Genomic DNA, 26,508 nt, shown 5'->3' with positions numbered 1-26,508 from the left:
CGGGCGCCGCCTTGCCCACCCTGCCGCCCAAGGCGGCAGATTGCCCAAGCCGGTGGCGGCCGACCGCAGCGGGTGGGGAGGCGTGCTGATGGCGGGTTGCTCAAGTCGGGGACGGGTGGGCAATTCAAGCCCCTGCGGCGTTTGAGCAGCGGGGTCCGGGGCGGAGCCCCGAGGGCGCAACGCCGGTTCGGCGATGACAGCCCCGCCGGCGATTGAGGCGCGGGGACTGGGGCGGAGCCCCGAGGGCGCGACGCCGGTTCGGCGATGACAGCCCCGCCGGCGATTGAGGCGCGGGGACTGGGGCGGAGCCCCGAGGGCGCGACGCTGGTTCGGCGATGACAGCCCCGCCGGCGATTGAGGCGCGGGGGCTGGGGCGGAGCCCCGGGGCGGGGGACGGGCGGCCGCAACAAGGGAAGTCAAGCCCCGCAAGGCAATTACCGCCAAGAAGCCACCCGCCAACCGGCGGAGCCGTACCGTGGAAGAGGCGGCGCGCACCCCCGGCGCGCCGGAGGGAAGGAACGCGGCGATGCACGGCACCGGTCAAGCCCCGCAGGGCCGCGTCCCGCTTGCCGTCGTGGTCATCGACCACGCGGGCCGCGTATCGCACTGGAGCAGCGGCGCCCGCCGCCTCTTCGGCCCGCCCAAGGAGGACGCGGTGGGCCGCCCCGCCGCCGACCTGCTCCCGGTCTCCGGCGTACTCCCCCAAGAGGGCCCCGCCCCGCACGACTTGGAGGAATCCCTCGGCGGCCGGCTGTCCTACCCGGCCGCGGGCCGCGCCCGCCTCGACACCAGCACGGAGCCCCGCGACCGCATCGACGTCCTGTGGTGGGCCTACCCCCTGGTGGGCCCGGGGCCGGAACGGCTGCTCGTACTGGCCGCCGACGCCAACAGGCTGGGCGGCGACGAGGGGCCGGAGGTCGAGCGGATAGCCCCCGCCTTCGCGCTGCACACGGACTTCCCGGCGGCCGACGAACTCGCCCGCAAGCTGCCCGAGATCCTGCCGAGCATGAGCGTCTCCGAGAGCGCCCGGATCGTCTCCCAAGTGCTCGAACTCGGTTACCCGGTCCTGGAGTTCAGCCAGCACGACCGGGTCCCCGTCACCGCCGACTGGGGCGTGTCCCGGCGCACCGAGCGCAAGGAGCGCCGCGCGGAGGCCGCCCGTGCCACGGCCCTCGGCGTGCCGTCCCCGCGCGCCCCTCTCGACGACGCCGACACCGCCGAGGACCTCGAGTACGCGGCCGTGCGCGACCGCCTCGAATTCCTCAACGAGGTGAGCGGGCGCATCGGTTCGTCCCTCGACCTGTCCCGCACCATCGTCGAGGTCAGCCGTGCGGTCGTGCCGCGCTTCACCGACGTCGCGGGCACCTACCTCCGTGAACAGGTCGTCGCGGGCGAGGGCTTCCCCGAGGGCGCGCCCGACGCCACCACCATGTGGCACCGCGTCGCCCTGGAGCACACCGACGAACCGGGCCGCTGGGACGATGTCGTACCGGTCGGCGAGTCCATGCCGTTCCCGGTGCACACCCCGTTCTTCCAGTGCATGACCAGCGGCGAACCGGTCCTCGTGCCCTACATCTCGGAGGAGATGGGCAACGCGATCGCGTCGCAGTTCGAGAAGCGCGACATCCGCCCGCTCATCAACCACCGTTCGATGCTGGTGGTGCCGCTCAAGGCGCGGAACGTCGTCCTCGGCTTCATGATCCTCCTCCGCCACCAGGAACGCCCCGTCTTCAACGACATGGACCGCGCGACCGGCGCCGAACTCGCCGCCCGCGCAGGCCTCGTACTCGACAACGCGCGCATGTACACGTACCAGGAGGCCGTCGCCGAGACGCTCCAGGACAGCATGCTGCCGCAGATCGAGCCGCACATGCCGGGCGGCGACATCGCCACCCGCTATCTGCCGGGCACGCTGCTCGGGCGGGTCGGCGGCGACTGGTTCGACTCCATCAAGCTGCCGGGCGCGCGTACGGCGCTGGTGGTCGGCGACGTGATGGGGCACGGGCTCAACTCGGCGGCGATGATGGGCCAGTTGCGCACCGCCGTGCAGACGATGGCGGCGCTCGACCTCCCGCCCGCCCAACTCCTGCGCAACCTGGACGACCTGGCGCAGCGCCTCGGCGACAACTACCTGGCCACCTGCCTGTACGCGGTCTACGACCCGATCGCGGGCGAGCTGCACCTCGCCAACGCCGGGCACATCCCGCCGGTCCTCGTGCGCGCGGCGGACGGCGGCAGTGAACTGCTCGAACTGCCCACGGGCGCGCCGATCGGCGTCGGTGGCGTGCCCTTCGAGTCCGTACGGATCCCGGTCGCGCCAGGTGACCGCCTGGTGATGTGCACGGACGGCCTGGTCGAGGTGCGCGGGGAGGACATCGGCGTGGGGCTCGCGACGCTCTGTGAGTCCGCCGCCCATCCGGCCGCGTCCATGGACGACGCCTGCGACACCATCATCCGCTCGCTGGCCACCAGGGGTGGCCGCAAGGACGACGTGGCGCTGCTGCTGGCCCGGCTCAACGGGTTCGAGAGCGCGGACGTCGCCCACTGGACGTTCGACCCGGAGCCCTCCGAGGTGCCACGCGCGCGTGCGCTCGTGAGTGAACAGCTGGCGCTCTGGGGCCTGTTGGGCATCGCCGACGCCGCCGAACTGATCGTGAGCGAACTCGTCACCAACTCCGTGCGCCATGCGCGCGGCGGCCCCGTGCAGCTGCGTCTGGTGCGCTCCGGAACGCTGCTGTGCGAGGTCGAGGACACCGAGCATGCCCTGCCGACGCTGCTCAACGCGGGGCCCGGCGACGAGTTCGGGCGCGGCCTGCGGGTGGTGGCGCGGCTCTCGCGCGCGTGGGGCACGAGCCGTACAGCGACGGGAAAGACCGTGTGGTTCGAACTTTCCGCGTCGCCCCGGTGAAGGTGCGCACGGAGTTCTTGTGGGGCGTGCCCCGGAGCGGTACACCGATCTGACACTTCGGCTGCCGCACCCTGGGGAGGGGTCCATGAGCGTGAGCGAGCGCTACAGGGAAGCGTGGGAGAGTTTCTGGGAGGACGCGTCGGCGGAGCCGGGCGGTGTCTTCTGGGATTCCGAGCCCGCACTGACGGCGGGCATCCATCTCGCCCTGTTCGAGCCCGAGTTGGCGGCACCCGATCTGCCGATGGTGGACCTCGGCTGCGGCAACGGCACGCAGACCCGCTACCTCGCCGACCGCTACCCGAGAGTCGTCGGCGCCGACCTGTCGGCGGCCGCCCTCGGCAGGGCCCGCGAGGCCGACCCGGCCGGACAGGCCGACTACCGGGAGCTCGACGCCACCGACGACGGTCAGATGGGCTTTCTGCACGCCGAGTTGGGCGACGTCAACGTCTATATGCGGGGCGTGCTGCACCAGAGCGAGCCCGCGGACCGGCAACTGCTCGTCGACGCCGTCGCCGCGCTCGTCGGCGAGCGCGGTCGCGGCTTCGTGGTCGAGCTGTCGGAGCGGGCGCGGCCGATCCTGGAGGAGCTCGCGGCGGGCCCCTCGGGTCCGCCGCCCAAACTGGGCGAGGTGTTCTCGCACGGCATCGCGCCGGGCGAGGTCTCGGACGAGGCGGTGCCCGGGTACGTGGCGTCGGCGGGGCTCTCGGTCCTCGCGGCGGGCGAGCTACCGCTCGTGACGACGGACTTCTCGCCCGACGGCGGGCGCATCGAGCTGCCCTCGACGTGGTTGGTGGTGGGACGCGCGGGCTGATTCCCGCACCGACCCCCGACCGGACACCCCGAGCGGCTCCCCGGGCCGGCCCGCAACGCGCTGACGAGCGAGAACTCCGCTCTTCGAGTGGGAAATTGGTCTACACCACTGGGAGTTATCCACAGGTCTGGTGCGTCCTGGCCGGATCCGCGTACGGTTCTGGCCATGAAGATCCTCATCAGCGCCGACATGGAGGGGGCCACGGGCGTCACCTGGCCCGCGGACGTCCTGCCCGGCACACCGCAGTGGGAGCGCTGCCGTTCGATGTTCACGTCGGACGTGAACGCGGCGGCGCTCGGCTTCTTCGACGGCGGCGCCGACGAGGTGCTGATCAACGAGGCGCACTGGACGATGCGCAACCTGCTGCTCGAACAGCTCGACGAGCGGGTGCAGATGCTCACCGGGCGGCACAAGTCGCTGTCCATGGTGGAGGGCGTCCAGCACGGTGACGTCGACGGCATCGCGTTCATCGGCTACCACGCGGGCGCCGGCATGGAGGGTGTGCTCGCGCACACCTACCTGGCCAACCAGATCACGGGCGTCTGGGTCAACGACGTACGGGCCAGCGAGGGCCTGCTGAACGCGCACGTGGTGGCCGAGTACGGGGTGCCCGTCGTCCTCGTCACCGGCGACGACCACGCGTGCGACGACGCGCTCGGGTACGCGCCCGAGGCCCGCAAGGTCGCCGTCAAGGACCACGTCTCCCGGTACGCGGCCGTGTGCCGCACCCCCGCGCGGACCGCGGCCGACATCCGGTCCGCCGCCAAGGACGCCGCGTCCGTCGCGGTCCGCCACGAGCCGGTTCAGGGCGGCCCGTTCACGATCCAGGTGGAGTTCGACGCCGAGCACCTCGCGATGGCCTCGACCGTCGTGCCCGGCGTGCGCCAGGTCGGCGAGCGGAAGATCGCGTACACCCACGAGACCATGTACGAGGGCATCCGCACCTTCAAGGCGGTCACCACGATCGCCTCGGCCGCGGTGGAGGAACAGTATGGCTGAGCAGGCCCACAGCGCGGCATCCCTCGGGACCGTGGACCAGCAGGCGCTCGACGAGGTCGTCGCGTTCACCTCCGAGCTGATCCGCATCGACACCACCAACCGCGGCGGCGGCGACTGCCAGGAGCGGCCCGCCGCCGAGTACGCGGCCGAGAAGCTGTCCGAGGCGGGACTGAAGCCGACGATCCTGGAGCGCACCCCGGGCCGCGGCAATGTCGTCGCCCGCATCGAGGGCACCGACCCCACCGCCGAGGCCCTGCTCGTCCACGGCCACCTGGACGTCGTACCGGCCGAGGCCGCCGACTGGAGCGTCGACCCGTTCTCCGGCGAGGTGCGCGACGGCGTCGTGTGGGGCCGCGGCGCGGTCGACATGAAGAACATGGACGCGATGATCCTGGCGACCGTACGCCAGTGGGCGCGCGCCGGATTCCGGCCGCGCCGGGACATCGTCATCGCCTTCACCGCCGACGAGGAGGCCAGCGCCGAGGACGGTTCGGGCTTCCTCGCCGACCAGCACCCCGGCCTGTTCGAAGGCTGCACCGAAGGCATCAGCGAGTCCGGCGCCTTCACCTTCCACGACGGCGGCGGCAGGCAGCTGTACCCGATCGCGGCGGGCGAGCGCGGCACCGGCTGGCTGAAGCTCACCGCGCGCGGCAAGGCAGGACACGGCTCCAAGGTCAACAAGGCCAACGCGGTGGGCCGGCTCGCCGCCGCGGTCGCCCGCATCGACGCGCACGAGTGGCCGGTGCGCCTCACGCCGACGGTGCGCGCCGCGCTCACCGAGATGGCCGCGCTGTACGGCATCCGGGCCGACGTGGACGCGCCGGACTTCGACGTGGACGCGCTGCTCGCGGCGCTCGGCCCGGCCGCCGACCTGGTCGCGCCGACGGTGCGAAACAGCGCCAACCCGACGATGCTGTCCGCCGGTTACAAGATCAACGTGATTCCGGGGGAGGCCACGGCGCACGTCGACGGCCGCTACCTGCCGGGCGGCGAGGACGAGTTCAAGGCCACCCTCGACCGGCTCACGGGTCCCGACGTCGACTGGGAGTACCACCACCGCGAGGTCGCGCTCCAGGCTCCGGTGGACGGACCGACGTACGCGAAGATGCGCGCGGCCGTCGAGGAGTTCGCGCCCGAGGGCCGCGTCGTCCCGTACTGCATGTCGGGCGGCACCGACGCCAAGCAGTTCTCCCGGCTCGGCATCACCGGCTACGGCTTCGCCCCGCTCAAGCTGCCCGAGGGCTTCGACTACCAGGCGCTGTTCCACGGCGTGGACGAGCGCGTTCCGGTGGAGGCGCTGCACTTCGGGGTGCGCGTGCTCGACAGATTCCTGCGCACGGCCTGAACCGCCCGTACACGTATCAGTAGAAACACCCGCAGGGACACGGACTAGGAAAAGATGGCGGACGCGAAGAACATGGGGGCCACCGGACAAATGCGGGGCGGGGACGACATGCTGCACACGCGAGAGTACGGATCCTGGCCGTCGCCGATCGACGCCGAACTGGCGGCGGCGCACGACGGGCAGCCCGAGTACGTCGGCTTCGTCGGCGCCGAGGCCTGGTGGACCGAACCCCGGCCCACCGAGGCGGGCCGCCGCGCCCTGGTGCGCCGCCTGGCCGACGGCACGGAGCGCTCGGTACTGCCCGCGCCGTGGAACGTGCGCAGCCGCGTCATCGAGTACGGCGGCCGGCCCTGGGCCGGGACCGAGCGCCCCGACGACCCCCGCGGTCCCCTCGTCGTGTTCGTGAACTTCGCCGACCAGCGCCTGTACGCGTACGAGCCCGACGCCCCCGGCGCCGAGCCGCGCCCGCTCACCCCCGTCTCGGACATCGGCGGCGGGCTGCGCTGGGTCGACCCGCACCTGCACATCGAGCGCGGCGAAGTGTGGTGCGTCCTGGAGGAGTTCACCGGCGGGGGCCCCGGCGACCTGCGGCGCCTGGTAGCGGCCGTGCCGCTCGACGGTTCCGCGGCCGAGGACCGGGCGGCGGTGCGCGAACTCTCCGACGACGCCCACCGGTTCGTCACGACCGCCCGGCTCTCGCCCGACGGGCGGCGCGCCGCGTGGATCGCCTGGGATCACCCGCGGATGCCGTGGGACGGCACGGAACTGCTGCTCGCGGAGGTCACCGACGACGGCGCCTTCGGCCCGGCGCAGACCGTCGCGGGCGGCGCCGAGGAGTCCGTCTGCCAGGTCGAGTGGGCGCCGGACGGCGGGCTGCTGTTCTCCAGTGACCGCAGTGGCTGGTGGAACCTGTACCGGCTGGACGTGCGCAGTGGCTGGGAGGTCGCGCCCGGGGGAGCGAAGCCGCCGTCCCGGGGCGCCGACGTCCGCGGGGCCGCCGCCCTGTCCGTGCCCACCACGCCGCAGGGCGCCCTCGCGCGGCCGACGCTCGCCGCCGCCCGGCCGCTGTGCGCCCGCGACGAGGAGTTCGGCGGGCCGATGTGGAAGCTCGGCCTGAGCTGGTTCAAGCCGCTGGAGGCCGGCCTCATCGCCGTCGTGCACGGCGTCGGCGCCACCGCGCTCGGCATCCTCGACCCGGAGACCGGCGAGGTCGTCGACACGGCGGGGCCCTGGACGGCCTGGTCGTCGACGCTCGCCGTGCACGGCAGCCGCGTCGTCGGCGTCGCCGCGAGCCCGCGCACCGCGCCCGAGGTCGTCGAGCTCGACACCTTCACCGGGCACACACGTGTGATCGGCGCCGCGCACCACGACCCGGTCGACCCCGCGTACTACCCGGAACCCCAGATCCGCACCTTCGACGGCCCCGACGGGCGGGACATCCACGCCCACATCTACCCGCCGCACAGCCCCACCCACGTGGCCACCGACGGCGAGCTCCCGCCGTACGTCGTGTGGGCGCACGGCGGCCCCACCAGCCACGCGCCCCTCGTACTCGACCTGGAGATCGCCTACTTCACCTCGCGCGGCATCGGCGTCGCCGAGGTCAACTACGGCGGCTCGACCGGCTACGGGCGTGAGTATCGCAACCGGCTGCGCGAGCAGTGGGGCGTCGTCGACGTGGAGGACTGCGCGGCCGTCGCGCTCGCCCTCGCCGAGGAGGGCACCGCCGACCGCGAGCGGCTCGCCATCCGCGGCGGCAGCGCCGGAGGCTGGACCAGCGCGGCATCCCTGACCAGCACGGACGTCTACGCCTGCGGAACGATCATCTACCCCATCCTCGATCTGACCGGCTGGGCCGAGGGAGAGACCCACGACTTCGAGTCCCGCTACCTGGAGTCGCTCGTCGGACCGCTCGCCGATGTGCCCGCCCGCTACGCGGAGCGCTCGCCCGCCGAGCACGCGGACCGCCTCTCGGTCCCGTTCCTGCTGCTCCAAGGGCTCGACGACGTGATCTGTCCACCCGTCCAGTGCGAGCGGTTCCTGGAGCGGGTGGAGAGCGAGGGGCGGCGGGTGCCGCACGCGTACATCGCCTTCGAGGGCGAGGGCCACGGGTTCCGCCGGGCGGACACGATGATCCGCGCCCTGGAGGCGGAACTCTCCCTGTACGCCCAGGTGTTCGGCCTCCAGCCGGGTGGCGTCCCCGCCCTTGAGCTGACGAAGTGAGACCACTGCGCCGCCCGGAGCGGCTGGGCCCGGGCGCGCGGGTCGCCGTCGTCGCGCCCAGCGGCCCGGTCCCCGAGGACGCGCTCCAGACCGGTCTCGACATCCTGCGCGGCTGGGACCTCGAACCGGTCGTGCTGCCCCATGTCCTGGACGTGCACGCGGAGTTCGACTACCTGGCGGGCGCGGATGCCGACCGGGCGGCGGACCTCCAGCGGGCCTGGTGCGATCCGGACGTCGACGGGGTGTTGTGCGCGCGCGGCGGGTACGGGGCGCAGCGCATGGTCGGCCTTCTGGACTGGGAGGCGATGCGGGCCGCGCCGCCCAAGGTGTTCGTCGGCTACAGCGACATCACCGCGCTGCACGAGGCGTTCGCGGTGCGGCTCGGGGTGAGCACGCTGCACGGGCCGATGGTCGCCACGGCCGACTTCCTCAAGAACCCGCGGGCGCAGGGGCATCTGCGGGCGACGTTGTTCGAGCCGGAGACGGTGCGGGTGATCTCCGCGGTGGCGGGTGGCGGCGGAGCTCTGATGCCCGGGACCGCGCGCGGTGTGACTCTGGGCGGCTGCTTGTCGCTGCTCGCGGCGGAGCTCGGTGCGGCGGGAGCGCGGGGTTCGGCGCGGGGTGGCCTGTTGTGCCTGGAGGACGTGGGGGAGGAGGCGTATCGGGTGGACCGGTATCTGACGCAGCTCCTGCGCGGGGGGTGGCTGGACGGGGTGACCGGGATTCTGCTCGGCTCGTGGGCGGACTGCGATCCACTGCGCGGGCTGCTGGAGGAACGGCTGGGCGGGCTCGGGGTGCCGGTGGTGGAGGACTTCGGGTTCGGCCACTGCGAGGGAGCGCTGACGCTGCCCCTGGGGGTGGCGGGTGAACTGGACGCCGACGCCGGGACATTGACGCTGGACGTGCCCGCGCTTCGGTAACTCGTTGCCGGAGCCCCCGCAGCGTTGCGCGGCACCGTGCGCCGCCTTGCCCACCCTGCCGCCCAAGGCGGCAGATTGCCCAAGGCGGAACCGGCACCTCAAGCCTCGCGGCGGGTGGGCAATTCAAGCCCCTGCGGCGATTGAGCAGCGGGGTCCGGGGCGGAGCCCCGTGGCGTCGACCACGGCTCCTGCCACGAACACCCGCTTCACGAAACCTCCGCCCCACCGCACAGATTCACCCCGCACGGTCCTTGCCCCCTGATGACACGTGCCACACGATGGCTCCGCACTTACCGTTACCCGCCGGTAAGGCACACCGTGGAGGTCGCCGTGCCCAGATCCCGCACCACGCTCGCCGCCGCCCTGTCCGTGATCGCCGCCGCCACCCTGGCCGCCCCCGCCACCGCATCCGCATCCACCGCAGACGCCCCCGAGATCACGCCGACCCCCCTGAAGATCACGGTCCGCACCGCGGAGCGGACCTGCACGGTCGACGCCGACCTCTACCGCCCCGCCGGCGTCGACGCCGCGCACCCCGCCCCCGCCGTCCTGACCACGAACGGCTTCGGCGGCAGCAAGGCGGACGGCTCCACCGACGCGAGCGCCAAGGCCTTCGCCCAGCGCGGCTACGTCGCACTCGCCTACTCCGGCCTCGGCTTCGGAAAGTCCGGCTGCCTGGTCTCCCTCGACGACCCGCGCATCGACGGCAAGGCCGCCTCCGCCCTCGTCGACCTCCTCGCCGGCACCCGCGCCGCCGACGACGGCACGAAGATCGACTACGTCACCGCCGACAAGAAGGGCGACCCGCGCGTCGGCATGATCGGCGGCTCGTACGGCGGCGCCGTCCAACTGGCCACGGCCGCCGTCGACCACCGCGTCGACGCGCTCGTCCCGCTGATCACCTGGAACGACCTCGCGTACTCCCTCGACCCGCAGAACGCGCGGGGCCCGGAGGCCGCCGACGTCCCCGGCGCCTTCAAATGGCAGTGGACCAACGGGTTCTACCTCATCGGCGAGGGCCAGCCGCTGCTGTCCCCGTCCCTCGACCCGTCCCGGATCAACAAGCTCAGCTGCCTGCACTTCGTCGACGACGCCTGCGCCACCATCCGCACGCTCAACTCCGGCCGCTACCCGGCCGCCGAGACCCAGCGGCTGCTCTCCTACGCCCGCAGCGTGTCCCCGGTCTCGTACCTGAAGCAGGTGAAGGCGCCGACGCTCCTCGTGCAGGGGCAGGCCGACTCGCTGTTCAACCTGAACGAGGCCAGGGCGACGTACGACACGCTCGCCGCGCAGGGCACCCCCGCCAAGATGATCTGGCAGTCCTGGGGCCACAGCGGCGGCCTCACCGACCCGGCCGCCGGTGAACTGAACCTCTCCGAGGGCAACCTGGAGACCAGCTACACAGGACGCCGCATCCTGTCCTGGTTCGACCGCTACCTGCACAAGAAGGCCGGCACCGACACCGGCCCCGCCTTCGCCTACTACCGCGACTGGATCGCCGACCCGGACGGGACGTACGCGACCGCCCCGGCCGTCCCCGCCCTCAACCGCACGCTGTACCTCTCCGGCGACGGAAAGCTCGTCGACAACCGGAAGAAGGTCGCCCGCGGCAGCCGCGAGTACCGGAACCGGCTCGTCCCGACCAGCCACTCCGAGTCCTCGCTCGCCGGCCTCATCGGCCTGCCCGACCCCGCCCCGTACGACACCAGGGGCACCTACCTCGACTGGACCACCGAACCGCTGACCGCCGCCACCGACGTCGTCGGCGCCCCGAAGGCGACGCTCAAGGTGATCTCGCCGAAGACGGAGCGCGTGCAGAACTCCGGGGACGCGGCCGACAAGCTGGTGCTCTTCGCGAAGCTGTACGACGTCGCGCCCGACGGCTCGAAGACGCTGGTGCACCGGCTCGTCGCCCCGGTCCGCGTGCCCGACGTCACCCGCCCCTTCACGGTCTCCCTCCCCGGCATCGTGCACCGCTACGAGAAGGGCCACCGGATCCGGTTCGTGATCGCCGCGAGCGACGACGCGTACGGCGGCAACAAGGGGATCAAGCCGGTCACCGTGACCAGCGCGCCCGGCGACACCGGGACGGTGCGGCTGCCCGTCGTGCCGTAGGAGCGACCTGGCGGCCCCGGAAGCCCCCGACAGCCCTGGGGCCGTCACCCGTACGGTCCCCTGACCTGTGCGTTCGTGGCGTCTCCCCGGCCATCCTTGGCAGGGGAGGCGGCGACCGGCCTCCGGGGGAACGACGGAAGGGTCCACCGATGAGCCCCAAGGGCGGTTCGAGTTCCTCGAAGAGCGGCGGCTCCGGCGCGTTCACCCCGGCCAGGATCGGCGTGCTCGTCCTGGCCGTCCTCGGCCTGGTCTTCATCTTCGAGAACACCCGGCACGTGAAGATCCGGCTGCTGATCCCCGAGGTCACGGTGCCGCTGTACCTGGCGCTGCTGATCACGGCGGTCATCGGCGCGATCTGCGGCGGCTACTTCGTGTCGCGCAGGCACAAGTGAGCGACGGGGTCGGCGACCGCCGTCCCCGCCCCCGGAGGTGGCGGCGGACAACCGCTTCCTAAGCTGACCGGATGGCCGACCTCCCCGCTCCGGACGCCCCCACTCCGGACTCGCCCGCTCCGGGCTCTCCCTCTCCGGACTTTCTCGCCACGGGCACTCGCGTGGGCATTCGCCCCTACTCCCTCGACGCGGCCGACGTCGCCGAGTTCACGGCACGCGCCCGCGAGAGCGTCGAGCTGCACCGGCCCTGGCTGTTCCCGCCGACCGGCGCCACCGCCTACACCGAGTACGCGGGGCGGCTCATCGCGGACCCGGCCCGGTACGGGTTCCTGGTGTACGAGCGGAACGGCGGGGCGAGCGGCACCCTCACGGGCTCCCTCGCCGGGTTCATCAACATCAACAACGTGGTGCTCGGCGCGTTCCGCTGCGGTGCGCTCGGCTACGGCGCCTTCGCGCACGCGGCCGGGCGCGGACTGATGTCCGAGGGCCTCGACCTCGTCGTCCGGCAGGCGTTCGGCCCGCTCGGGCTGCACCGCCTGGAGATCAACGTGCAGCCCGGCAACGCGGCGTCGATAGCGCTCGCCCGCCGGGCCGGATTCCGTCTGGAGGGCCTCTCCCCGGACTTCCTCTTCATCGACGGCGCCTGGCGCGACCACGAGCGCTGGGCGCTGACGGCCGAGATGACGAGGCAGGGCGGCGGTCAGGGCCCGTCGTTCGGATCAGGCCCTAGCGGCGCGACTTCCTGTTGATCTTCATGGTGTCCATGTCGGTCACCGTCGAGCGCAGCTCCCCGTGCCCGTAGCCGCGCTCCTTCAGATACGCCTCGGCCTTCTCCTCGGCGAGCGCACCGGCCATCTCCTCGCCGTCGTCCGGGTCGGACTCGACGACGTAGCGCATGGAGAAGTGCTTGAGTGCCTGGTCGTAGGCGAGCGAGCCCTCGGGGCCGAACTTCATGCCCGCGATGCCCTCGTGCTCGGCGGCCTCGGCGAGCAGTCGCTCCCGCGCCGCGTCGGTGAGGTCCTCGAAGACGGCGCGGACGATGACGCGGTAGGTGTGGCTCTCGGCCATGGTGGTGCGTTCTCCTCGGGCGTACGGGGCCGCCGGCCTGGTGCGGCGACGTGCTGAAACCGCCAGCGTATGTCGGGGCGGACGGGACGCCCACGGAATATCGGGGCGCCGGAAGCCGCCCGCGGTCCGGCTTTGCGCAATCCTGACCGGAGGCCACCCTGTTCAGCTCCCGCCTGACCATGTTCCATGGTCATCGGGGCGGGCCGCGCCCCTGGCGACGGGAGGCACACGTGACCGAGATCCGCCGTGCGGTACTGACCCTGCCGGGCGTGCCCCTGGGCCCGGACAATCCGCTGCCGCCGCTGCGACCACTCGACGAGATGCACGAGGTCGACGAGCGCGCCAAGGAGGACATGCCGCTCGACATGGCCCGGCAGGTCGGCTACCGGCCGCTGAGCAGCGTGCTGCCCGAACGGATCCGTGACGGGTACGGGCGCGACCGCGCGCCCATCGACCTCGACACGATCGTGATCGAGAACGACCGGCTGCGGGCGACGGTCCTGCCGGGCCTCGGCGGCCGCGTCGCCTCCCTCTTCCACAAGCCGACCGAACGCGAACTCCTGTACCGCAACCCGGTGTTCCAGCCCGCCGACTTCGCGCTCAACGGCGCCTGGTTCTCCGGCGGCATCGAGTGGAACATCGGCGCGACCGGCCACACCGCCCTGTCCTGCGCACCCCTGCACGCGGCGCGCGTGCCCGCCCCGGACGGCGGCGACATGCTGCGCCTGTGGGAGTGGGAACGCCTGCGCGACCTGCCGTTCCAGGTCGACCTCTGGCTCCCCGACGGCTCCGACTTCCTCTACGTCGGCGTACGGATCCGCAATCCGCACGAGAAGCCCGCGCCCACGTACTGGTGGTCCAACATCGCCGTGCCGGAGGAACGCCGGGTGCTCGCGCCCGCCGACGAGGCCTGGTACTTCGCGTACGAGCAGACGCTGAGCCGCGTACCCGTGCCGGAGTACGAGGGGGCCGACCGCACGTACCCGCGGGGCAGCGAGTTCCCCGCCGACTACTTCTACGAGGTCGAGGACGGGCGGCGCCGCTGGATCGCCGCGCTCGACGACGCCGGACACGGCCTCGTGCAGACCTCGACGGATCTGCTGCGCGGCCGGAAGCTGTTCGTGTGGGGCGCGGGGACGGGCGGGCGGCGCTGGCAGGAGTGGCTGACCGAGCCCGGCACGGGCGGCTACTGCGAGATCCAGGCCGGGCTCGCGCGCACGCAGCTGGAGCACGTGCGTCTGGAACCGGAGGGCGAGTTCAGCTGGCTGGAGGCGTACGGGCCGCTGTCGGCGGACGCGGAAACCGTGCACTCGACCGGGAGTTGGGGGCGCGCGGTCGAAGAGGTGGAGCGACGCCTTGAGGGCGTGCTTCCACGTGCCGACGTCGACGCCGCGTACGAGGCGTGGCGAGGCTGCGCCGATACGGAGCCGGGGGAGCGGCTCGCGGTAGGGTCCGGGTGGGGCGCGCTCGAAGTGCTGCGCGCGGGATGGAAGTTGGCGGGGACGCCGTTCGAGGAGTCGACGCTCGGCGAGGAGCAGGCGCCGTGGCGCGCGCTGCTGGAGACGGGGGCGTTCCCCGAGCAGCGCCGGGTGGGGCCGCCCGGCCCGTCTCTGGTGGCCCCGCCCTGGCGGGACATGCTGGAGACGGCACCGGCCCGCCCGCAGACCGAGTACCACCTGGGCGTCGCGCAGTGGCACGCGGGCGATCGGGCGCAGGCTGTACGCAGTTGGGAACGCGGGCTCGAACTGGCGCCCTCGCTCTGGCCGTTCCTGCGCTGCCTCGCCGTGGCCGACGCGGCGGACGGCAACGTGGAGCGGGCCGCCGACCGCTACGTCGAGGCCTTCGACGACCTGTGCGCGGAGCGCCGCGACGACGGGGAGCCGTGGCGCTCCGCGTGCGGGGCCCTCGGGCGGGAGGCGATCGAAGCGTTGCTCGCGGTGGGGCGGGTCGCGGAGGCGCGACGTGTGTGGGACCGCCTGCGTCCGCCCACGCGGGAGCGGGGGCGCTTTCGGCTGATCGAGGCGCAACTCCTGTGCGCGGAGGGTGAGTTCGGCGCGGCCCGCGCCATCTTCGACGAGGGGTTCGAGGTGGCGGATCTGCGCGAGGGTGCGGAGACGCTCGGCGAGGTGTGGGCGAGGGTGGCTCCGCCGGGGGACCCGGTGCCGACGCGATACGAGTTCCGCATGCGGCCGTCCGCCGCGGGGTAGCGGGTCGGCTGCGCCGTGCGGTGCGGGTAGCGGGGTGGGGTCTGGCTGCGCCGTGCGGGTAGCGGTTGGTGTCCGGCTGCGCCGTACGTTCGGGTAACGGGTCGGGTCTGGCTGCGCCCTGCGGGGTGGCGGTTGGTGTCTGGCTGCGTCGTGCGGTGCGGGTGACGGGTCGGGTCTGGCTGTGCCGTGCAGGGTGGGTAACGGGTCGTGTCCGGCTGTGCCGTGCGGGGTGGCGGTTGGTGTCTGGCTGCGTCGTGCGGTGTGGGTGACGGGTCGTGTTCGGCTGTGCCGTGTGGATCGGTGGGCTGGTCTGGAGCGGGGCGTCGGGTCCGGGTCGTGTGCGGTGTGCGGCTGCGCCGGGCCTCGCCCATCTCCCACCCGCCCGCCCCCTCCGGGGGCTTCGGCCCGTCCGGGGCCCGGTCGCTGTGCCGGGGTTGGCGCCCGTGGCCATGGGTGCGCTGCACCGGGGGCCGCCTTGCCCACCCTGCCGCCCAAGGCGGCAGATTGCCCAAGGCGGTGGGGCTGACCGTAGTGGGTGGGGAGCCGTGTCGGGGCGGGTGCCCAGGGCGGTGGGGCTGACCGTAGTGGGTGGGGAGCCGTGTCGGGGCGAGTGCCCAAGGCGGTGGCGGCTCAGCGTAACGGGCGTGGAGTCGTGCCCGGCGGCACCCCGGGAGGCCGGCGCCCCCGGAGGGGGCGGGGGGAGGGAGATGGGCGGGGGGAGGGAGATGGGTGGGGGCAAGGGCGTCGCCTGCGGGGCGGCGGGCCAAGTCAAGCCCTGTGGCGGCTGGGTAAAACTCAAGCCCTGGGGCGGGTGGGCCGATCACGCACTCGTGCCCCTGGGGCGGGTGGGCCAATTTCAAGCCCCTGCGGCGATTGAGCAGCGGGGTCCGGGGCGGAGCCCCGTGGCCGCAGCCCCGGTTGGGCGTAAGTGGTCCCGCTTTGGGTGAGAGCCCGCGGGGTCCGGGGCGGAGCCCCGAGGCCGTAACCCCGGTTGGGCGTAAGTGGTCCCGTTCTGGGCGAGAGCCCGCGGGGGCCGAGTCCCGTGGCCGGAACGCCGGATGGGTGCAACGGCACCGCTCGTGGGCGGGAGCACGCGGCCCCCCCCCGTGGCGTGGGGACGGACCACCCCCACGCCACAGGTGGCTAGACCAGCTCCCCGTTCCGCGCCACCACGTGCCCCCGGTGAACGACCACGTCCCGCTGCGGCATGTCCACCACCACCTGCGGAACCCCCTCCCCGCGCACCAGCACGAAGTCCGCCGGATCGCCCGCCTTGAACTCCACCCGGGGCAGCCCCATGACATCCGCCCCACCGTGCGCCCCCGCCGCGTAACAAGCGGCCAGCTCATCGTCGAGGCGGATGTCGGTGACCCAGCCGAGGATGTGCGCCCGGTGCAGCATGTCCGCGTTGCCGAACGGGCTCCAGGAGTCCCGCACCCCGTCGGAGCCGAGCCCGACCCGCACCCCGTGCTCCTTCAGCTTGGCGATGGGCAGGACCAGGTCCGCACTCGGCGCGACCGTGGTCAGGGCGATGTCCAGGTCCGCCAAGTCGCCAGCCATCGAGGCCAGTTCGGCGTCCTTCAGGAGCGGCAGGCAGAACACATGGCTCACCGTCACCTTCCCCCGCAGCGACAGCGCCTTGGTGCGCTCGATGATGCCGCGCAGCACCTTCGTGCCCTTCTCGTCGCGGTCGTGGAGGTGGATGTCCACCCCGATGCCGTACCGGTCCGCGAGGCCGAAGAGCAGGTCGAGCTGCTCGTCCATGGCGTTGTCGAAGCTGATCGGGTCGATGCCGCCGACCATGTCGACGAGCCCGTCCCGCGCCGCCGCCTTCAGCAGCTCGGCCGTGCCCGGCGTGCGTACGACACCGTGCTGCGGGAACCCCACGATCTGCACGTCGAGCGCGTCCGCGAGCCGGTCCCGCGCCTGCGCGACGCCCTCGACCCCGGCGAGGCCATAGGCGGGCGCCACGTCCGCGTGCGCCCGCATGGCACGGGTGCCGCGGGTCACCGCGTGCGCCATCAGGCCGTACGCCCGCTCGCCGACCGGGCGCTTCTGCGTACGGAACACCTCGACGTCCTGCTCGCAGTAGTCGGCGATGCCGTCCGCCGGCTTGCGCGAGATCCAGTCGCTGCCCCAGGTCGTCTTGTCGGGGTGGATGTGCGCGTCCACCAGGGACGGCAGGGCGATCCGGCCGCGGCCGTCGACGATCCTGGCGTGGGCGGGCGCGGGCCCGTCCGTGAACTTCCCGTCGACGACGGTCAGATCCACGGACTCCCGGGCGCCGAAGGGACGGACGTCGCGGAACACCACGGCCTTGCCGGGGCTGCGGGACTCCGCGGCCTGCGCCTGCGCCTGCGTCGACGTCGCGCCCAGGGCGGCGCCGCCGATCGAGGCCGCGCCCGCGAGGACACCGCGCCGTGACAGGGGAGGAGTCATGCCGTTCTCCTTCGTTCGAGTTCGAGGGGGAATCCGAGAGAAAGATGAAGGTGGGGAAGGTAGGGAAGGCGGTGAAGATAGGGAAGGCGGTGAAGGTGGTTAAGGCGGTGAAGGTGGTGAAGGTGGTGAAATCGGTGAAGGCGTACGGCGGTCAGACCGCGATGCCCGAACGCACCACGCCCGCCGGCTTCTTGAGCACCGACACATCGGCCAGCGGGTCGCCGTCGACGAGCAGCACGTCGCCCGCGCTGCCGCGGGCGAGGCGGCCCACGGTGCCCTCGAGGCCGAGCAGCTTCGCCGCGCCCGTGGTGGCCGTACGGATCGCGTCGAGCGCGCTGAGGCCCGCCGAGCGCATCAGCTCGATCTCGCCGCCGATGGGGTCGACGGTGCCGCCGGAGGAGTCCGTGCCGGCGGCCAGCGGGACGCCCATCTCGTGCGCGGCGAGGGCCGCCTTCTTGAGCAGCGGCAGGTAGGTGCGGCCGCGCTCGTCGAGGACCGGGTCGTCGGAGCCGATCATGCCGGCGATGGCGCCGAGGGTCGGCGTGAAGAACGTGCCGCGGCGGCGCATCTCGGCCAGCGTGCGCTCGCTGACGTACGCGCCGTGCTCCAGGGAGCGGATGCCCGCGAGCACCGCGTCGTGGCAGCCCTTCTCGCTGTAGCTGTGGCAGAGCACGCCCTTGCCGCCGCGCTTGGCCGCCGCGACGATCACGGACAACTGCTCGCGCGAGTAGACCTGCTCCAGCGGGTCCTGCTCGGCAAGCCCCGCACGCGGGTTGACGCGGGTCTTGATGACGTCGGCGCCGCGCTGGAGGTTCACCTCGACGACGCGGCGCAGCGCCTCGGCGGACCGCACGCCGCCCTTGATGCGGGCCAGCGGGGTGAGGTCCGGGTCGCCGAGGATTGTGTCGCCGAGGTCGGGCGTGACGAAGATGCCGGCGGCCTTCAGGCGGGGCGCGAGTTCGGGGGCCTGGCGGGCCAACTCCCGTACGGCGATGTCCTGGTAGAAGTTCGTGGAGCCGCTGCGCGCGCTGGTGGCACCCTTGCGGACCGCGTCGAGGGCCTCGGTCGCGGTGTTGAGGTGGATGTGCGCGTCGACGAGTCCGGGCAGCACCCAGCGGCCGTGCGCGTCGAGGCGCTCGACGTCGCCGGGGATCTCCACCCGGCCGCGCGCTCCGGCCGCGCGCACCACGCCGTCGCGGATGACGACGACCGCGTCCTCGGTCACCTCGCCGGTGGCCGGGTCGAGCAGGGTGCCGCCGTCGACGACCAGGTCACCGGCGCGGGGCGCGGTGGCCGGGCGGCGGGGTGCGGCGGAGGCCGTGGTCGCGCCGGAGCCGAGCGCGGTCGCGGTGCCCGCGAGCACGGCGGACGCGGCGAGGACACCGCGGCGGGTCAGTCGGCTGGACGGGGGCTCGGCGGGCTCGACGCACATGGGGGCTCCAGGAGGGGTTCTACGAGGATGAGCTGGCCCGCCTTTTTGTATACCAAAGTGGATGGCGCGACAAGGGAGTCCATGCCTATGTAGCTGAATGCCCTGTTTGTGGGGGAGGGGGTGGGGTGCGTCTTACGGGGTCACTCGCCCTCGGTATACAAAGTGGTGTCGCCGAACAGCGACCTCAGGGCGACCGCCCGGCTGTCCCTGACATGCAGCAGCGTGCTCGCCGCCGCCAGCTCCTCGTCGCCCGCCGCGATGTGCCGGAAGATGTCCGCGTGCTGCGCGCGCATGTGGGCCGGCTCCTCGCGCAGCCCGAACAGCAGTTGCAGCTGCCAGCTCAGCTGCTCCATCGTGCGGGCGAGCAGCGGATTTCCGCCGAGCGCCACGATCTCCTCGTGGAACTCGGTGTGCGCGGCCACCTCGCGCGTGCCCTCGTCGGCCGCGGCCGCCCGCTCCGCCCGGTCGAGGCAGGAGCGCAGCGCGTCCAGAGAAGGCGGGTCCTGCGCGGTGAGTGCCCGCGCCGCGAGCCGCGAGGCCTGTACGGCGAGCGGCTCCCACACCTCGTACAGATGCCGCACATCGGTCCGCTCCAGGCGGCGCACCCGCACACCGCTGCGCGGCAGCAGTTCGAGCAGGCCCTCCGCGACCAGCGCCCGCAGCGCCTCCCGCACCGGGACCCGCGACATCCGCAGCTCCTCGGCGACCTCCCGCTCCACGAGCCGCGCGCCCATGGCGTAGCGGCGGTCCACGATGCGCTGCCGCACCGCCTCCCGCGCCTGCGCGCTCAGGGACGCCTTCCCCCGGCGTCCCTCGTCCGACCCCGCCGTGCTGCCCGCCACGTGCACCGTCCTTCGCCCGTCGTGCCCCGGGCGAGGATACGTGCCGCGCCCCCGGTCAGGCCTGTGCGGCGGCCTCTTCGGACGGTGCCTGACGGTCCACGTACTCGAAGACCGAGCCGTCGGGGTGCATCGCGATCAGGTTGCGGCCCGCCGGGCTCGGCACCGGACCCGCGATGACCTTGGCGCCGGACGCGGTGAGCAGCATCGCGGCCTCCTCGACATCGGCGACCGCGATCGTCGCCGCGACCTTGCGCAGCACGTCGATCTCGGCCCTCGGCCCGCTCATCAGGAGGAAGCAGCCGACCGCGGCCACGGAGACCCCGCCGCGCTCGAACCGCAGTGCTTCGCTGCCGGTGAGGTTCTCGTAGAACGTGACCGAGGACTCCAGGTCCTCGACGCAGACGCGCAGCGTGGTTCCCAGGATTTCCATGGGGAGGAGCCTAGTCGGAGGGGCCGGGAGCGCGTGATCGTTTCACGGAAGCGGGTCCATGGGCCGTCGTTACTCGACGCGGCGCCCGGGTACCCGGCGCGCATGGAACGCATGGGCGAACACATCAACGAGCAGCTGACCGACGAGCTGGCCGGACGGGTCACGCACGCCGTCCGCGAGACGCTCCGCGAGGAGTTCACCGCGACCGTGCGGGCGCAGCGCCGCAGGGCCGCCCTGTACGCGGGAGCCGGCGTCGCCGCGCTCTACGCGGGGGCGGCCGTGGCGCTCGCGCTCGGGCTCGTCCTCGCCCTCGGCATGCCGGACTGGGGCGCTGCCCTGGTGGTGGCCGTGGTGCTCGCCGTCGCGGCGTACGTGCTGCGCGGCGCGGCGCGACCCGGGCGGCCCCCGGTGCCCACCGCGCCGCCGATGCCGACCGGACCGCCGACACCCGGAGCGTGAGGACCTTGAGCCGATCCCGAGTCGTCATCGTCGGTGCCGGTTTCGCCGGATACCGGGCCGCCCGCATGCTGGCGCGGGTGGCCCGCGACACCGCCGACGTCACCCTGCTCAATCCCACCGACTACTTCCTGTACCTGCCGCTGTTGCCGCAGGTCGCCGCGGGCACGCTCGAACCGCGCCGGGTGACCGTGTCGCTGTCGGGGACGCTGCCGCACGCGCGGCTCGTGCTCGGCGAGGCCGACGGCGTGGACCTCGACGAGCGGGTCGTCTCCTACACCGACCCGGAGGGCGGCCGCGGCACCCTGGAGTACGACCGGCTCGTCCTGGCCGTCGGCAGCGTGAACAAGCTGCTGCCGGTGCCGGGCGTCGCCGAGCACGCGCACGGCTTCCGGGGCATGCCCGAGGCGCTGTACCTGCGTGATCACGTCACCCGGCAGATCGAGCTCGCCGCCGCGGCGGACAGCCCGCAGGAGTGCCGGGCCCGCTGCACCTTCGTCGTGGTCGGCGCCGGCTACACCGGCACCGAAGTCGCCGCGCAGGGGCAGCTGTTGACCGACGCGCTCGTGAAGAAGCAGCCGCTGCGCCACGGCATCCGCCCGCGCTGGATGCTGCTCGACCTCGCGCCGCGCGTCCTGCCGGAACTCGACCGGCATCTCTCGCGCACCGCCGACAGCGTGCTGCGCCGGCGCGGCGTCGAGATCCGGCCCAAGACCTCCGTGAAGGAGGCCACGAAGGACGGCGTCCTCCTCGACGACGGCGAGTTCGTCGACACCCGCACGCTCGTGTGGTGCGTCGGCGTCCGCCCCGACCCGCTGGTCGCCGAACTCGGGCGGCCCCTGGAGCGCGGCCGGCTGCTCGTCGACCCCGGCCTGAACGTGCCGGGACACCCCGAGGTGTTCGCGTGCGGCGACGCGGCCGCGGTGCCCGACCTGGAGAAACCGGGCGAGTACACACCCATGACCGCGCAGCACGCCTGGCGGCAGGGGCGCGTCGCGGGCCTGAACGTCGCCGCGTCCCTCGGCAAGGGGGAGCGCCGCGACTACCGGCACAAGGACCTCGGCTTCACCGTCGACCTCGGCGGCGCCCAGGCCGCCGCGAACCCGCTCGGCGTCCCGCTCTCCGGCCCGCTGGCGGGCGCCGTCACCCGCGGCTACCACCTGGCGGCGATGCCGGGGAACCGGGTGCGGGTCGCCGCCGACTGGCTGCTCGACTCCGTACTGCCGCGCCAGGCAGTGCAGTTGGGCCTCGTGCGCTCCTGGTCCGTGCCGCTCGACACGGCGTCACCGGAGCTGGCGCGCGTACCCGACGACAGCCGCGACAAGCAGGAGGCGGACCAGCAGGACCAAGGAGGTGCCTCATGACCACCACGTACAGCGACACCGAACTCCGCGACCTCGGGCAGCAGTTGAGGGTCGACTCGGTCCGCGCGGCCGACGCCGCGGGCTCCGGGCACCCCACCTCCTCGATGTCCGCCGCCGACCTGATGGCGGTCCTTTTCGCCCGTCACCTCCGCTACGACTTCGACCGCCCCGCCCACCCCGGCAACGACCGCTTCGTCCTCTCCAAGGGCCACGCGTCGCCGCTCCTCTACTCGGCGTACAAGGCGGCAGGCGCACTCAGCGACGCCGAACTGCTCACCTTCCGCAAGCTCGGCAGCCGCCTTGAGGGGCACCCCACGCCGCGCGGCCTGCCCTGGGTCGAGACGGCCACTGGATCGCTCGGCCAGGGACTCCCGGTCGCGGCCGGTATCGCCTGGTCGGGCAAGCGGCTCGACCGGGTCGGCTACCAGGTGTACGTCCTGTGCGGCGACAGCGAGCTGGCGGAGGGCTCCGTGTGGGAGGCCGCCGAGTACGCCGGGTACGAGCAGCTCGACAACCTCACCGCGATCGTCGACGTCAACCGGCTCGGCCAGCGCGGACCCACCCGGCACGGCCACGACCTCGACGCCTACGCCCGCCGCTTCAAGGCCTTCGACTGGCACACCGTCGTCATCGACGGGCACGACGTGGCGGAGATCGACCGCGCGTACGCGGAGGCCGCGTCCACCGTCGGTCGCCCCACCGTGATCCTCGCCCGCACCCTCAAGGGCAAGGGCGTCGCCGCGGTCGAGGACCGCGAGGGCGCGCACGGCAAGCCATTGCCGGACGCCGCGGAGGCCGTCCGGGAACTCGGCGGCGACCGCGGCCTGCGCGTGTCGGTGCAGGCGCCGCCCGCCGCGCGCGTCCTGCACGCGGTGCGCAGCGGCCGCCTCGACCTGCCGCGCTTCGACGTCGGCGACGAGGTCGCCACCCGTGACGCCTACGGGCAGGCGCTCGTCGCCCTCGGTTCCGCGCGCGGCGACGTCGTCGCGCTCGACGGCGAGGTCGGCGACTCCACGCGCACCGAGATGTTCGCCAAGGAGCACCCCGAGCGGTACGGCGAGTGCTTCATCGCCGAACAGCAACTCGTCGCCACGAGCGTGGGGTTGAGCGCCCGCGGCTGGCTGCCGTACGCGGGTACCTTCGCGGCGTTCCTGACCCGCGCCCACGACTTCATCCGGATGGCGTCCATCAGCGGGGCCGACCTCAACCTCGTCGGCTCGCACGCGGGCGTCGCGATCGGCCAGGACGGTCCTTCGCAGATGGGCCTCGAGGACCTGGCGATGTTCCGCGCCATCCCCGACACCACCGTCCTCTACCCCTGCGACGCCAACCAGACGGCCCGACTCGTCGCGCACATGGCCGAGTCGACCGGCATCCGCTATCTGCGCACCTCGCGCGGCGCGGCGCCGGTGATCTATCCGCCGCACGAGGACTTCCCGGTGGGCGGCAGCAAGGTGCTGCGTTCCGGGGACGGCGACCGGGTGACGGTCGTCGCGGCGGGTGTCACGGTCCACGAGGCGTTGAAGGCGGCGGACGAGCTCGCGGCGGCCGGGATCCCGGTGCGGGTGATCGACCTGTACTCCGTGAAGCCGGTCGACCGCCGCACCCTGCGGGACGCGGCGCGGGCCACCGGGTGTCTGCTCACGGTGGAGGACCACCGTGAGCAGGGTGGCATCGGGGACGCGGTGGCCGAGGCCTTCTCCGACGCGGAACCGGCTCCGCGGATGGCCCGCTTGGGTGTCCGCACGATTCCGGGGTCCGGGACCCCGGCGGAGCAGTTGGCCGCGGCCGGCATCGACGCGGCGGGCATCGTGGCCGCGGTCGGTCTACTGGTGGAGCACGCGGTCACGTCATGACCCCGTGGTTGCGCCCTCGGGGCTCCGCCCCGGACCCCGCTGCTCAATCGCCGCAGGGGCTCGAATTGCTCGACGGGTGAGCAAAATCAGCCCCGCCGGCGATTGAGGCGCGGGGTCCGGGGCGGAGCCCCGAGGCCGTAACGACGTTGCCGCGCAACAGCTAAAAGGAGGCCCTTCGATGACGGACACCCGTACCCCCGACGTCCGGCGACCGGACAAGGTGCTGCTGCCGGACGGCATCACCAAGAAGGACCTCGCCGACTACTACCGCGCCATCGCCCCGTTCGCGCTGCCGCACCTCCGCGGCCGCCCCCTGATGCTCGAACGGCACCCCGACGGCCTCGACGGTCCCCGCTTCATGCAGAAGGACACCCCGGACCACTACCCCGACTGGATCCACCGCGCGGAGGTGCCGAAGGAGGGCGGCACGGTCACGCACACCGTGTGCGACGACACCGCCACCCTGATCTTCCTCGTCGACCAGGCCGCCCTCACCCTGCACCGCTGGCTGTCGCGCGCCGACGACATCGACCACCCCGACCGCCTCGTCCTCGACCTCGACCCGGCGACCGACGACTTCGAGACCGTCCGCGAGGCGGCCCGCCTGACGCACGCGATGCTGGACGACCTGGGCCTGCCCAGCGCCCCGATGACCACGGGCTCACGCGGCGTCCACGTCGTCGTCCCCCTCGACAGGGGCCAGGACTTCGACGAGGTGCGGGACTTCGCGCGCCAGGTCGCCGACACACTCGCCGCCGAACACCCCGACGCGCTCACCACGGCCCCGCGCAAGAAGGACCGCGGCGACCGTCTCTTCCTGGACGTGCTGCGCAACGCCTACGCGCAGACGGCCGTCGCGCCGTACACCGTGCGTGCCAAGCCCGGCGCCCCCGTGGCGACACCCCTGACGTGGCGGCAGCTCGGCGCCCCCGCGATCGGCGCCCGGCACTGGAACATCACGAACGCGGTCGAGCAGGCCCGCACCGACCCGTGGGATGGACTCCTCGGGCGGGGCCGCTCGCTCGGCCCCGCCTGGCGCAAACTCCGGACCCGGCAAGGGAGTTGAGGTTTGTTCCGGACATCTGTGGAGACTCGGTGACCGAGGCTGCCATGACAAACACAAAGAAGACGCAAGCGTCGTCGGAGCGCGAGCCCGGCGACGACAAGACCACCGAGGCGGGCGGCGCGCCGGGCCCCATGGAGGTGCTGCGTGAAGCGCGCGCCCAGCTGGCGGAGCTCACCGGCATGGCGGCCGAGACCGTGTCGTCCTTCGAACGCACCGAGGACGGCTGGGAGTTGGAGATCGAGGTCCTTGAAGTGGCCCGGGTCCCCGACACCATGAGCCTGCTGGCGAGCTACCAGGTGAGCCTGGATCCGCACGGCGTCCTGACCGGCTACCGGCGCATCCGCCGCTACGAGCGGGGGCGCTCCGAGCCGGCACACAGGCAGGGCGGCCAGTAGGCCGTCGCGCCCCGCCTCGAACCGCGTACTACACAGACAGGGAGGACCTGCCTCCATGACCGTTGTCCCCGCACAGCAGTCAGGCGGCGGTGGTGGCACCAGCGGCCTGTACGACGTACTCGAACTCGTCCTGGACCGTGGGCTCGTCATCGACGCATTCGTCCGTGTCTCGCTGGTCGGCATCGAGATCCTGAAGATCGACGTCAGGGTCGTCGTCGCCAGTGTCGACACCTATCTCCGCTTCGCGGAGGCCTGCAACAGGCTGGACCTGGAGACCGGATCCAAGAAGCCGTCCGGGCTGACCGACATGGTCGGCGACAGCATGGAGTCCGGCGCGCGCGGCAAGACCAAGGGTGCGCTGTCCGGTGCGGCCGAGACCATATCCGACGCCTTCGCCCAGGCACGCGAGGAGGGCCAGTCGGAGTCGAGGCGATCCGGTTCCGGCGGCCGCAGGCCCGCCTCGAGCCGCCGGAAGGAGGAGCAGGAGTGAGCAGCACGTACATCTACGCCATCGCGAGCTCCGAACACCCCTCCCTGCCCGTCGGCATGGGCGGCATCGGCGAACCGGCGCGCGAGGTGCGCGTCGTCAAGGAGGGCCCGCTCGTGGCACTCGTCAGCGAGGCCCCCGAAGGGCTGCGGCCCAAGCGCCGCGACCTGCTCGCCCACCAGAGCGTGCTGTCGGAGGCGGGCGCCGGGGGACCGGTGCTGCCGATGCGGTTCGGCTCCCTCGCGCCCGACGACGAGGCCGTCTCCGCGGTGCTCGCCGAGCGCGCGGACCACTACAAGGAACGGCTTCGGGAGCTCGACGGCAAGGTCGAGTACAACGTCAAGGCGCAGCACGACGAGGAAGCGGTGCTGCACCAGGTGATGGTCGACAACCCCGAGGTCCGCTCCCTCACCGAGGCGAACCGGCAGGCGGGCGGCGGCACGTACGAGGATCGGCTGCGCCTCGGCGAGCTGGTCGTGGCCGCCGTGCAGGCCCGCGAGGCCGAGGACGCCGTCGAGCTCCAGCACCTGCTCGAACCGGCGGCCTCCGCGATGTCGGCGGGGCCCGAGAGCACGGGCTGGCTGGCCAACCTCTCGTTCCTCGTCGACAAGAAGGCGGCTGAGCACTTCCTGGCCGCGATCGAGGAAGTGCGCGACAGTCACCCGCACCTCGACCTCACGGTCAACGGGCCGCTGCCCCCGTACAGCTTCGTCGAGCCGGGTCCTTCGGAGCCCGCGACCGCGAAGGACTGAG

22 protein-coding genes are annotated in these 26,508 nt (G+C 72.9%); 17 read left to right on the top strand and 5 right to left on the bottom strand.

What is annotated here, in order from left to right; translation table 11 throughout:
• The first annotated feature begins 526 nt into the window (after positions 1–526).
• The 9 genes from ACNYS0_RS09690 to ACNYS0_RS09650 all read left to right on the top strand — a co-directional run bounded on the left by ACNYS0_RS09690 (position 527) and on the right by ACNYS0_RS09650 (position 12,462).
• Positions 527–2,908 (top strand): ATP-binding SpoIIE family protein phosphatase, encoded by a 2,382-nt coding sequence (locus ACNYS0_RS09690; protein ID WP_422482549.1) that lies wholly within the window; start codon positions 527–529, stop codon positions 2,906–2,908.
• Positions 2,909–2,993: 85 nt separating this feature from the next.
• The gene (locus ACNYS0_RS09685) at positions 2,994–3,719 is read left to right on the top strand and encodes a class I SAM-dependent methyltransferase (protein ID WP_422472341.1); all 726 of its coding nucleotides are present in this window, start codon (positions 2,994–2,996) and stop codon (positions 3,717–3,719) included.
• Positions 3,720–3,884: 165 nt separating this feature from the next.
• Positions 3,885–4,718: a M55 family metallopeptidase gene (locus ACNYS0_RS09680; protein WP_422414753.1), complete on the top strand. Its 834-nt coding sequence runs from the start codon at positions 3,885–3,887 to the stop codon at positions 4,716–4,718.
• On the top strand, positions 4,711–6,063 hold the full coding sequence (locus tag ACNYS0_RS09675) for a M20/M25/M40 family metallo-hydrolase (protein ID WP_422472340.1): 1,353 nt from the start codon (positions 4,711–4,713) through the stop codon (positions 6,061–6,063). Before ACNYS0_RS09680 ends, ACNYS0_RS09675 begins: the two co-directional genes overlap by 8 nt.
• 108 nt (positions 6,064–6,171) lie before the next feature.
• Positions 6,172–8,286: a prolyl oligopeptidase family serine peptidase gene (locus ACNYS0_RS09670; protein WP_422472338.1), complete on the top strand. Its 2,115-nt coding sequence runs from the start codon at positions 6,172–6,174 to the stop codon at positions 8,284–8,286.
• On the top strand, positions 8,283–9,206 hold the full coding sequence (locus tag ACNYS0_RS09665) for a S66 peptidase family protein (RefSeq protein ID WP_422472336.1): 924 nt from the start codon (positions 8,283–8,285) through the stop codon (positions 9,204–9,206). The genes ACNYS0_RS09670 and ACNYS0_RS09665 overlap by 4 nt, the downstream gene beginning before the upstream one ends.
• A 261-nt stretch (positions 9,207–9,467) precedes the next feature.
• A complete protein-coding gene (locus ACNYS0_RS09660; RefSeq protein WP_422472334.1) occupies positions 9,468–11,321 on the top strand; it encodes a CocE/NonD family hydrolase in 1,854 nt (617 codons plus the stop codon).
• 149 nt (positions 11,322–11,470) lie between these two features.
• Positions 11,471–11,713 carry a LapA family protein gene (locus ACNYS0_RS09655; protein WP_422472332.1) on the top strand — a complete coding sequence of 81 codons (243 nt, stop codon included), beginning with the start codon at positions 11,471–11,473 and terminating at the stop codon, positions 11,711–11,713.
• Positions 11,714–11,784: 71 nt separating this feature from the next.
• Positions 11,785–12,462 (top strand): GNAT family N-acetyltransferase, encoded by a 678-nt coding sequence (locus ACNYS0_RS09650; RefSeq protein ID WP_422472330.1) that lies wholly within the window; start codon positions 11,785–11,787, stop codon positions 12,460–12,462.
• Here the strand turns inward: ACNYS0_RS09650 and ACNYS0_RS09645 are convergent.
• Positions 12,440–12,781, bottom strand: a complete 342-nt coding sequence (locus tag ACNYS0_RS09645) for a DUF6204 family protein (RefSeq protein ID WP_422472328.1) — start codon at positions 12,779–12,781, stop codon at positions 12,440–12,442. The genes ACNYS0_RS09650 and ACNYS0_RS09645 overlap by 23 nt on opposite strands.
• 230 nt (positions 12,782–13,011) lie before the next feature.
• Between ACNYS0_RS09645 and ACNYS0_RS09640 the strand changes: the two genes are divergently transcribed.
• Positions 13,012–14,988: a DUF5107 domain-containing protein gene (locus ACNYS0_RS09640; protein WP_422472326.1), complete on the top strand. Its 1,977-nt coding sequence runs from the start codon at positions 13,012–13,014 to the stop codon at positions 14,986–14,988.
• A 1,143-nt stretch (positions 14,989–16,131) separates the two neighbouring features.
• On the opposite strand, the gene ACNYS0_RS09635 is transcribed toward ACNYS0_RS09640, so the two are convergent.
• From ACNYS0_RS09635 to ACNYS0_RS09620, 4 genes are all read right to left on the bottom strand, one after another.
• Positions 16,132–17,427 (bottom strand): amidohydrolase, encoded by a 1,296-nt coding sequence (locus ACNYS0_RS09635; protein ID WP_422472324.1) that lies wholly within the window; start codon positions 17,425–17,427, stop codon positions 16,132–16,134.
• Between the two features lie 151 nt (positions 17,428–17,578).
• Positions 17,579–18,859 (bottom strand): amidohydrolase family protein, encoded by a 1,281-nt coding sequence (locus tag ACNYS0_RS09630; protein WP_422472322.1) that lies wholly within the window; start codon positions 18,857–18,859, stop codon positions 17,579–17,581.
• A gap of 140 nt (positions 18,860–18,999) precedes the next feature.
• Complete coding sequence (locus ACNYS0_RS09625; protein WP_422414742.1) at positions 19,000–19,701, bottom strand: GntR family transcriptional regulator; 702 nt, start codon at positions 19,699–19,701, stop codon at positions 19,000–19,002.
• A 55-nt stretch (positions 19,702–19,756) separates the two neighbouring features.
• Entirely contained in the window at positions 19,757–20,131 is a 375-nt protein-coding gene (locus ACNYS0_RS09620) for a VOC family protein (protein ID WP_422472320.1), read from the bottom strand.
• Positions 20,132–20,233: 102 nt separating this feature from the next.
• On the opposite strand from ACNYS0_RS09620, the gene ACNYS0_RS09615 reads away from it, so the two are divergent.
• From ACNYS0_RS09615 to ACNYS0_RS09585, 7 genes are all read left to right on the top strand, one after another.
• Positions 20,234–20,590 carry a phage holin family protein gene (locus tag ACNYS0_RS09615; RefSeq protein ID WP_422414740.1) on the top strand — a complete coding sequence of 119 codons (357 nt, stop codon included), beginning with the start codon at positions 20,234–20,236 and terminating at the stop codon, positions 20,588–20,590.
• Positions 20,591–20,595: 5 nt separating this feature from the next.
• Positions 20,596–21,951 (top strand): NAD(P)/FAD-dependent oxidoreductase, encoded by a 1,356-nt coding sequence (locus ACNYS0_RS09610; RefSeq protein ID WP_422472318.1) that lies wholly within the window; start codon positions 20,596–20,598, stop codon positions 21,949–21,951.
• Positions 21,948–23,807, top strand: coding sequence for a transketolase (locus tag ACNYS0_RS09605; protein WP_422472316.1), 1,860 nt, complete (start codon positions 21,948–21,950; stop codon positions 23,805–23,807). The genes ACNYS0_RS09610 and ACNYS0_RS09605 overlap by 4 nt, the downstream gene beginning before the upstream one ends.
• Positions 23,808–23,985: 178 nt before the next feature.
• Entirely contained in the window at positions 23,986–24,873 is an 888-nt protein-coding gene (ligD, locus tag ACNYS0_RS09600) for a non-homologous end-joining DNA ligase (RefSeq protein ID WP_422472314.1), read from the top strand.
• Positions 24,874–24,917: 44 nt separating this feature from the next.
• Positions 24,918–25,268 carry a gas vesicle protein GvpO gene (locus ACNYS0_RS09595; RefSeq protein WP_422472312.1) on the top strand — a complete coding sequence of 117 codons (351 nt, stop codon included), beginning with the start codon at positions 24,918–24,920 and terminating at the stop codon, positions 25,266–25,268.
• 55 nt (positions 25,269–25,323) lie between these two features.
• Positions 25,324–25,758, top strand: coding sequence for a gas vesicle structural protein GvpA (locus tag ACNYS0_RS09590; RefSeq protein ID WP_422472310.1), 435 nt, complete (start codon positions 25,324–25,326; stop codon positions 25,756–25,758).
• Positions 25,755–26,507 carry a GvpL/GvpF family gas vesicle protein gene (locus ACNYS0_RS09585; RefSeq protein ID WP_422472308.1) on the top strand — a complete coding sequence of 251 codons (753 nt, stop codon included), beginning with the start codon at positions 25,755–25,757 and terminating at the stop codon, positions 26,505–26,507. The genes ACNYS0_RS09590 and ACNYS0_RS09585 overlap by 4 nt, the downstream gene beginning before the upstream one ends.
• Position 26,508 lies beyond the last annotated feature (1 nt).

The sequence above is a fragment of the Streptomyces anthophorae genome, assembly GCF_049310305.1.
Lineage (GTDB): Bacteria > Actinomycetota > Actinomycetes > Streptomycetales > Streptomycetaceae > Streptomyces.
Note: the sequence above shows the minus strand (reverse complement) of the source record. Positions and strands in the feature narration are given on the sequence as shown.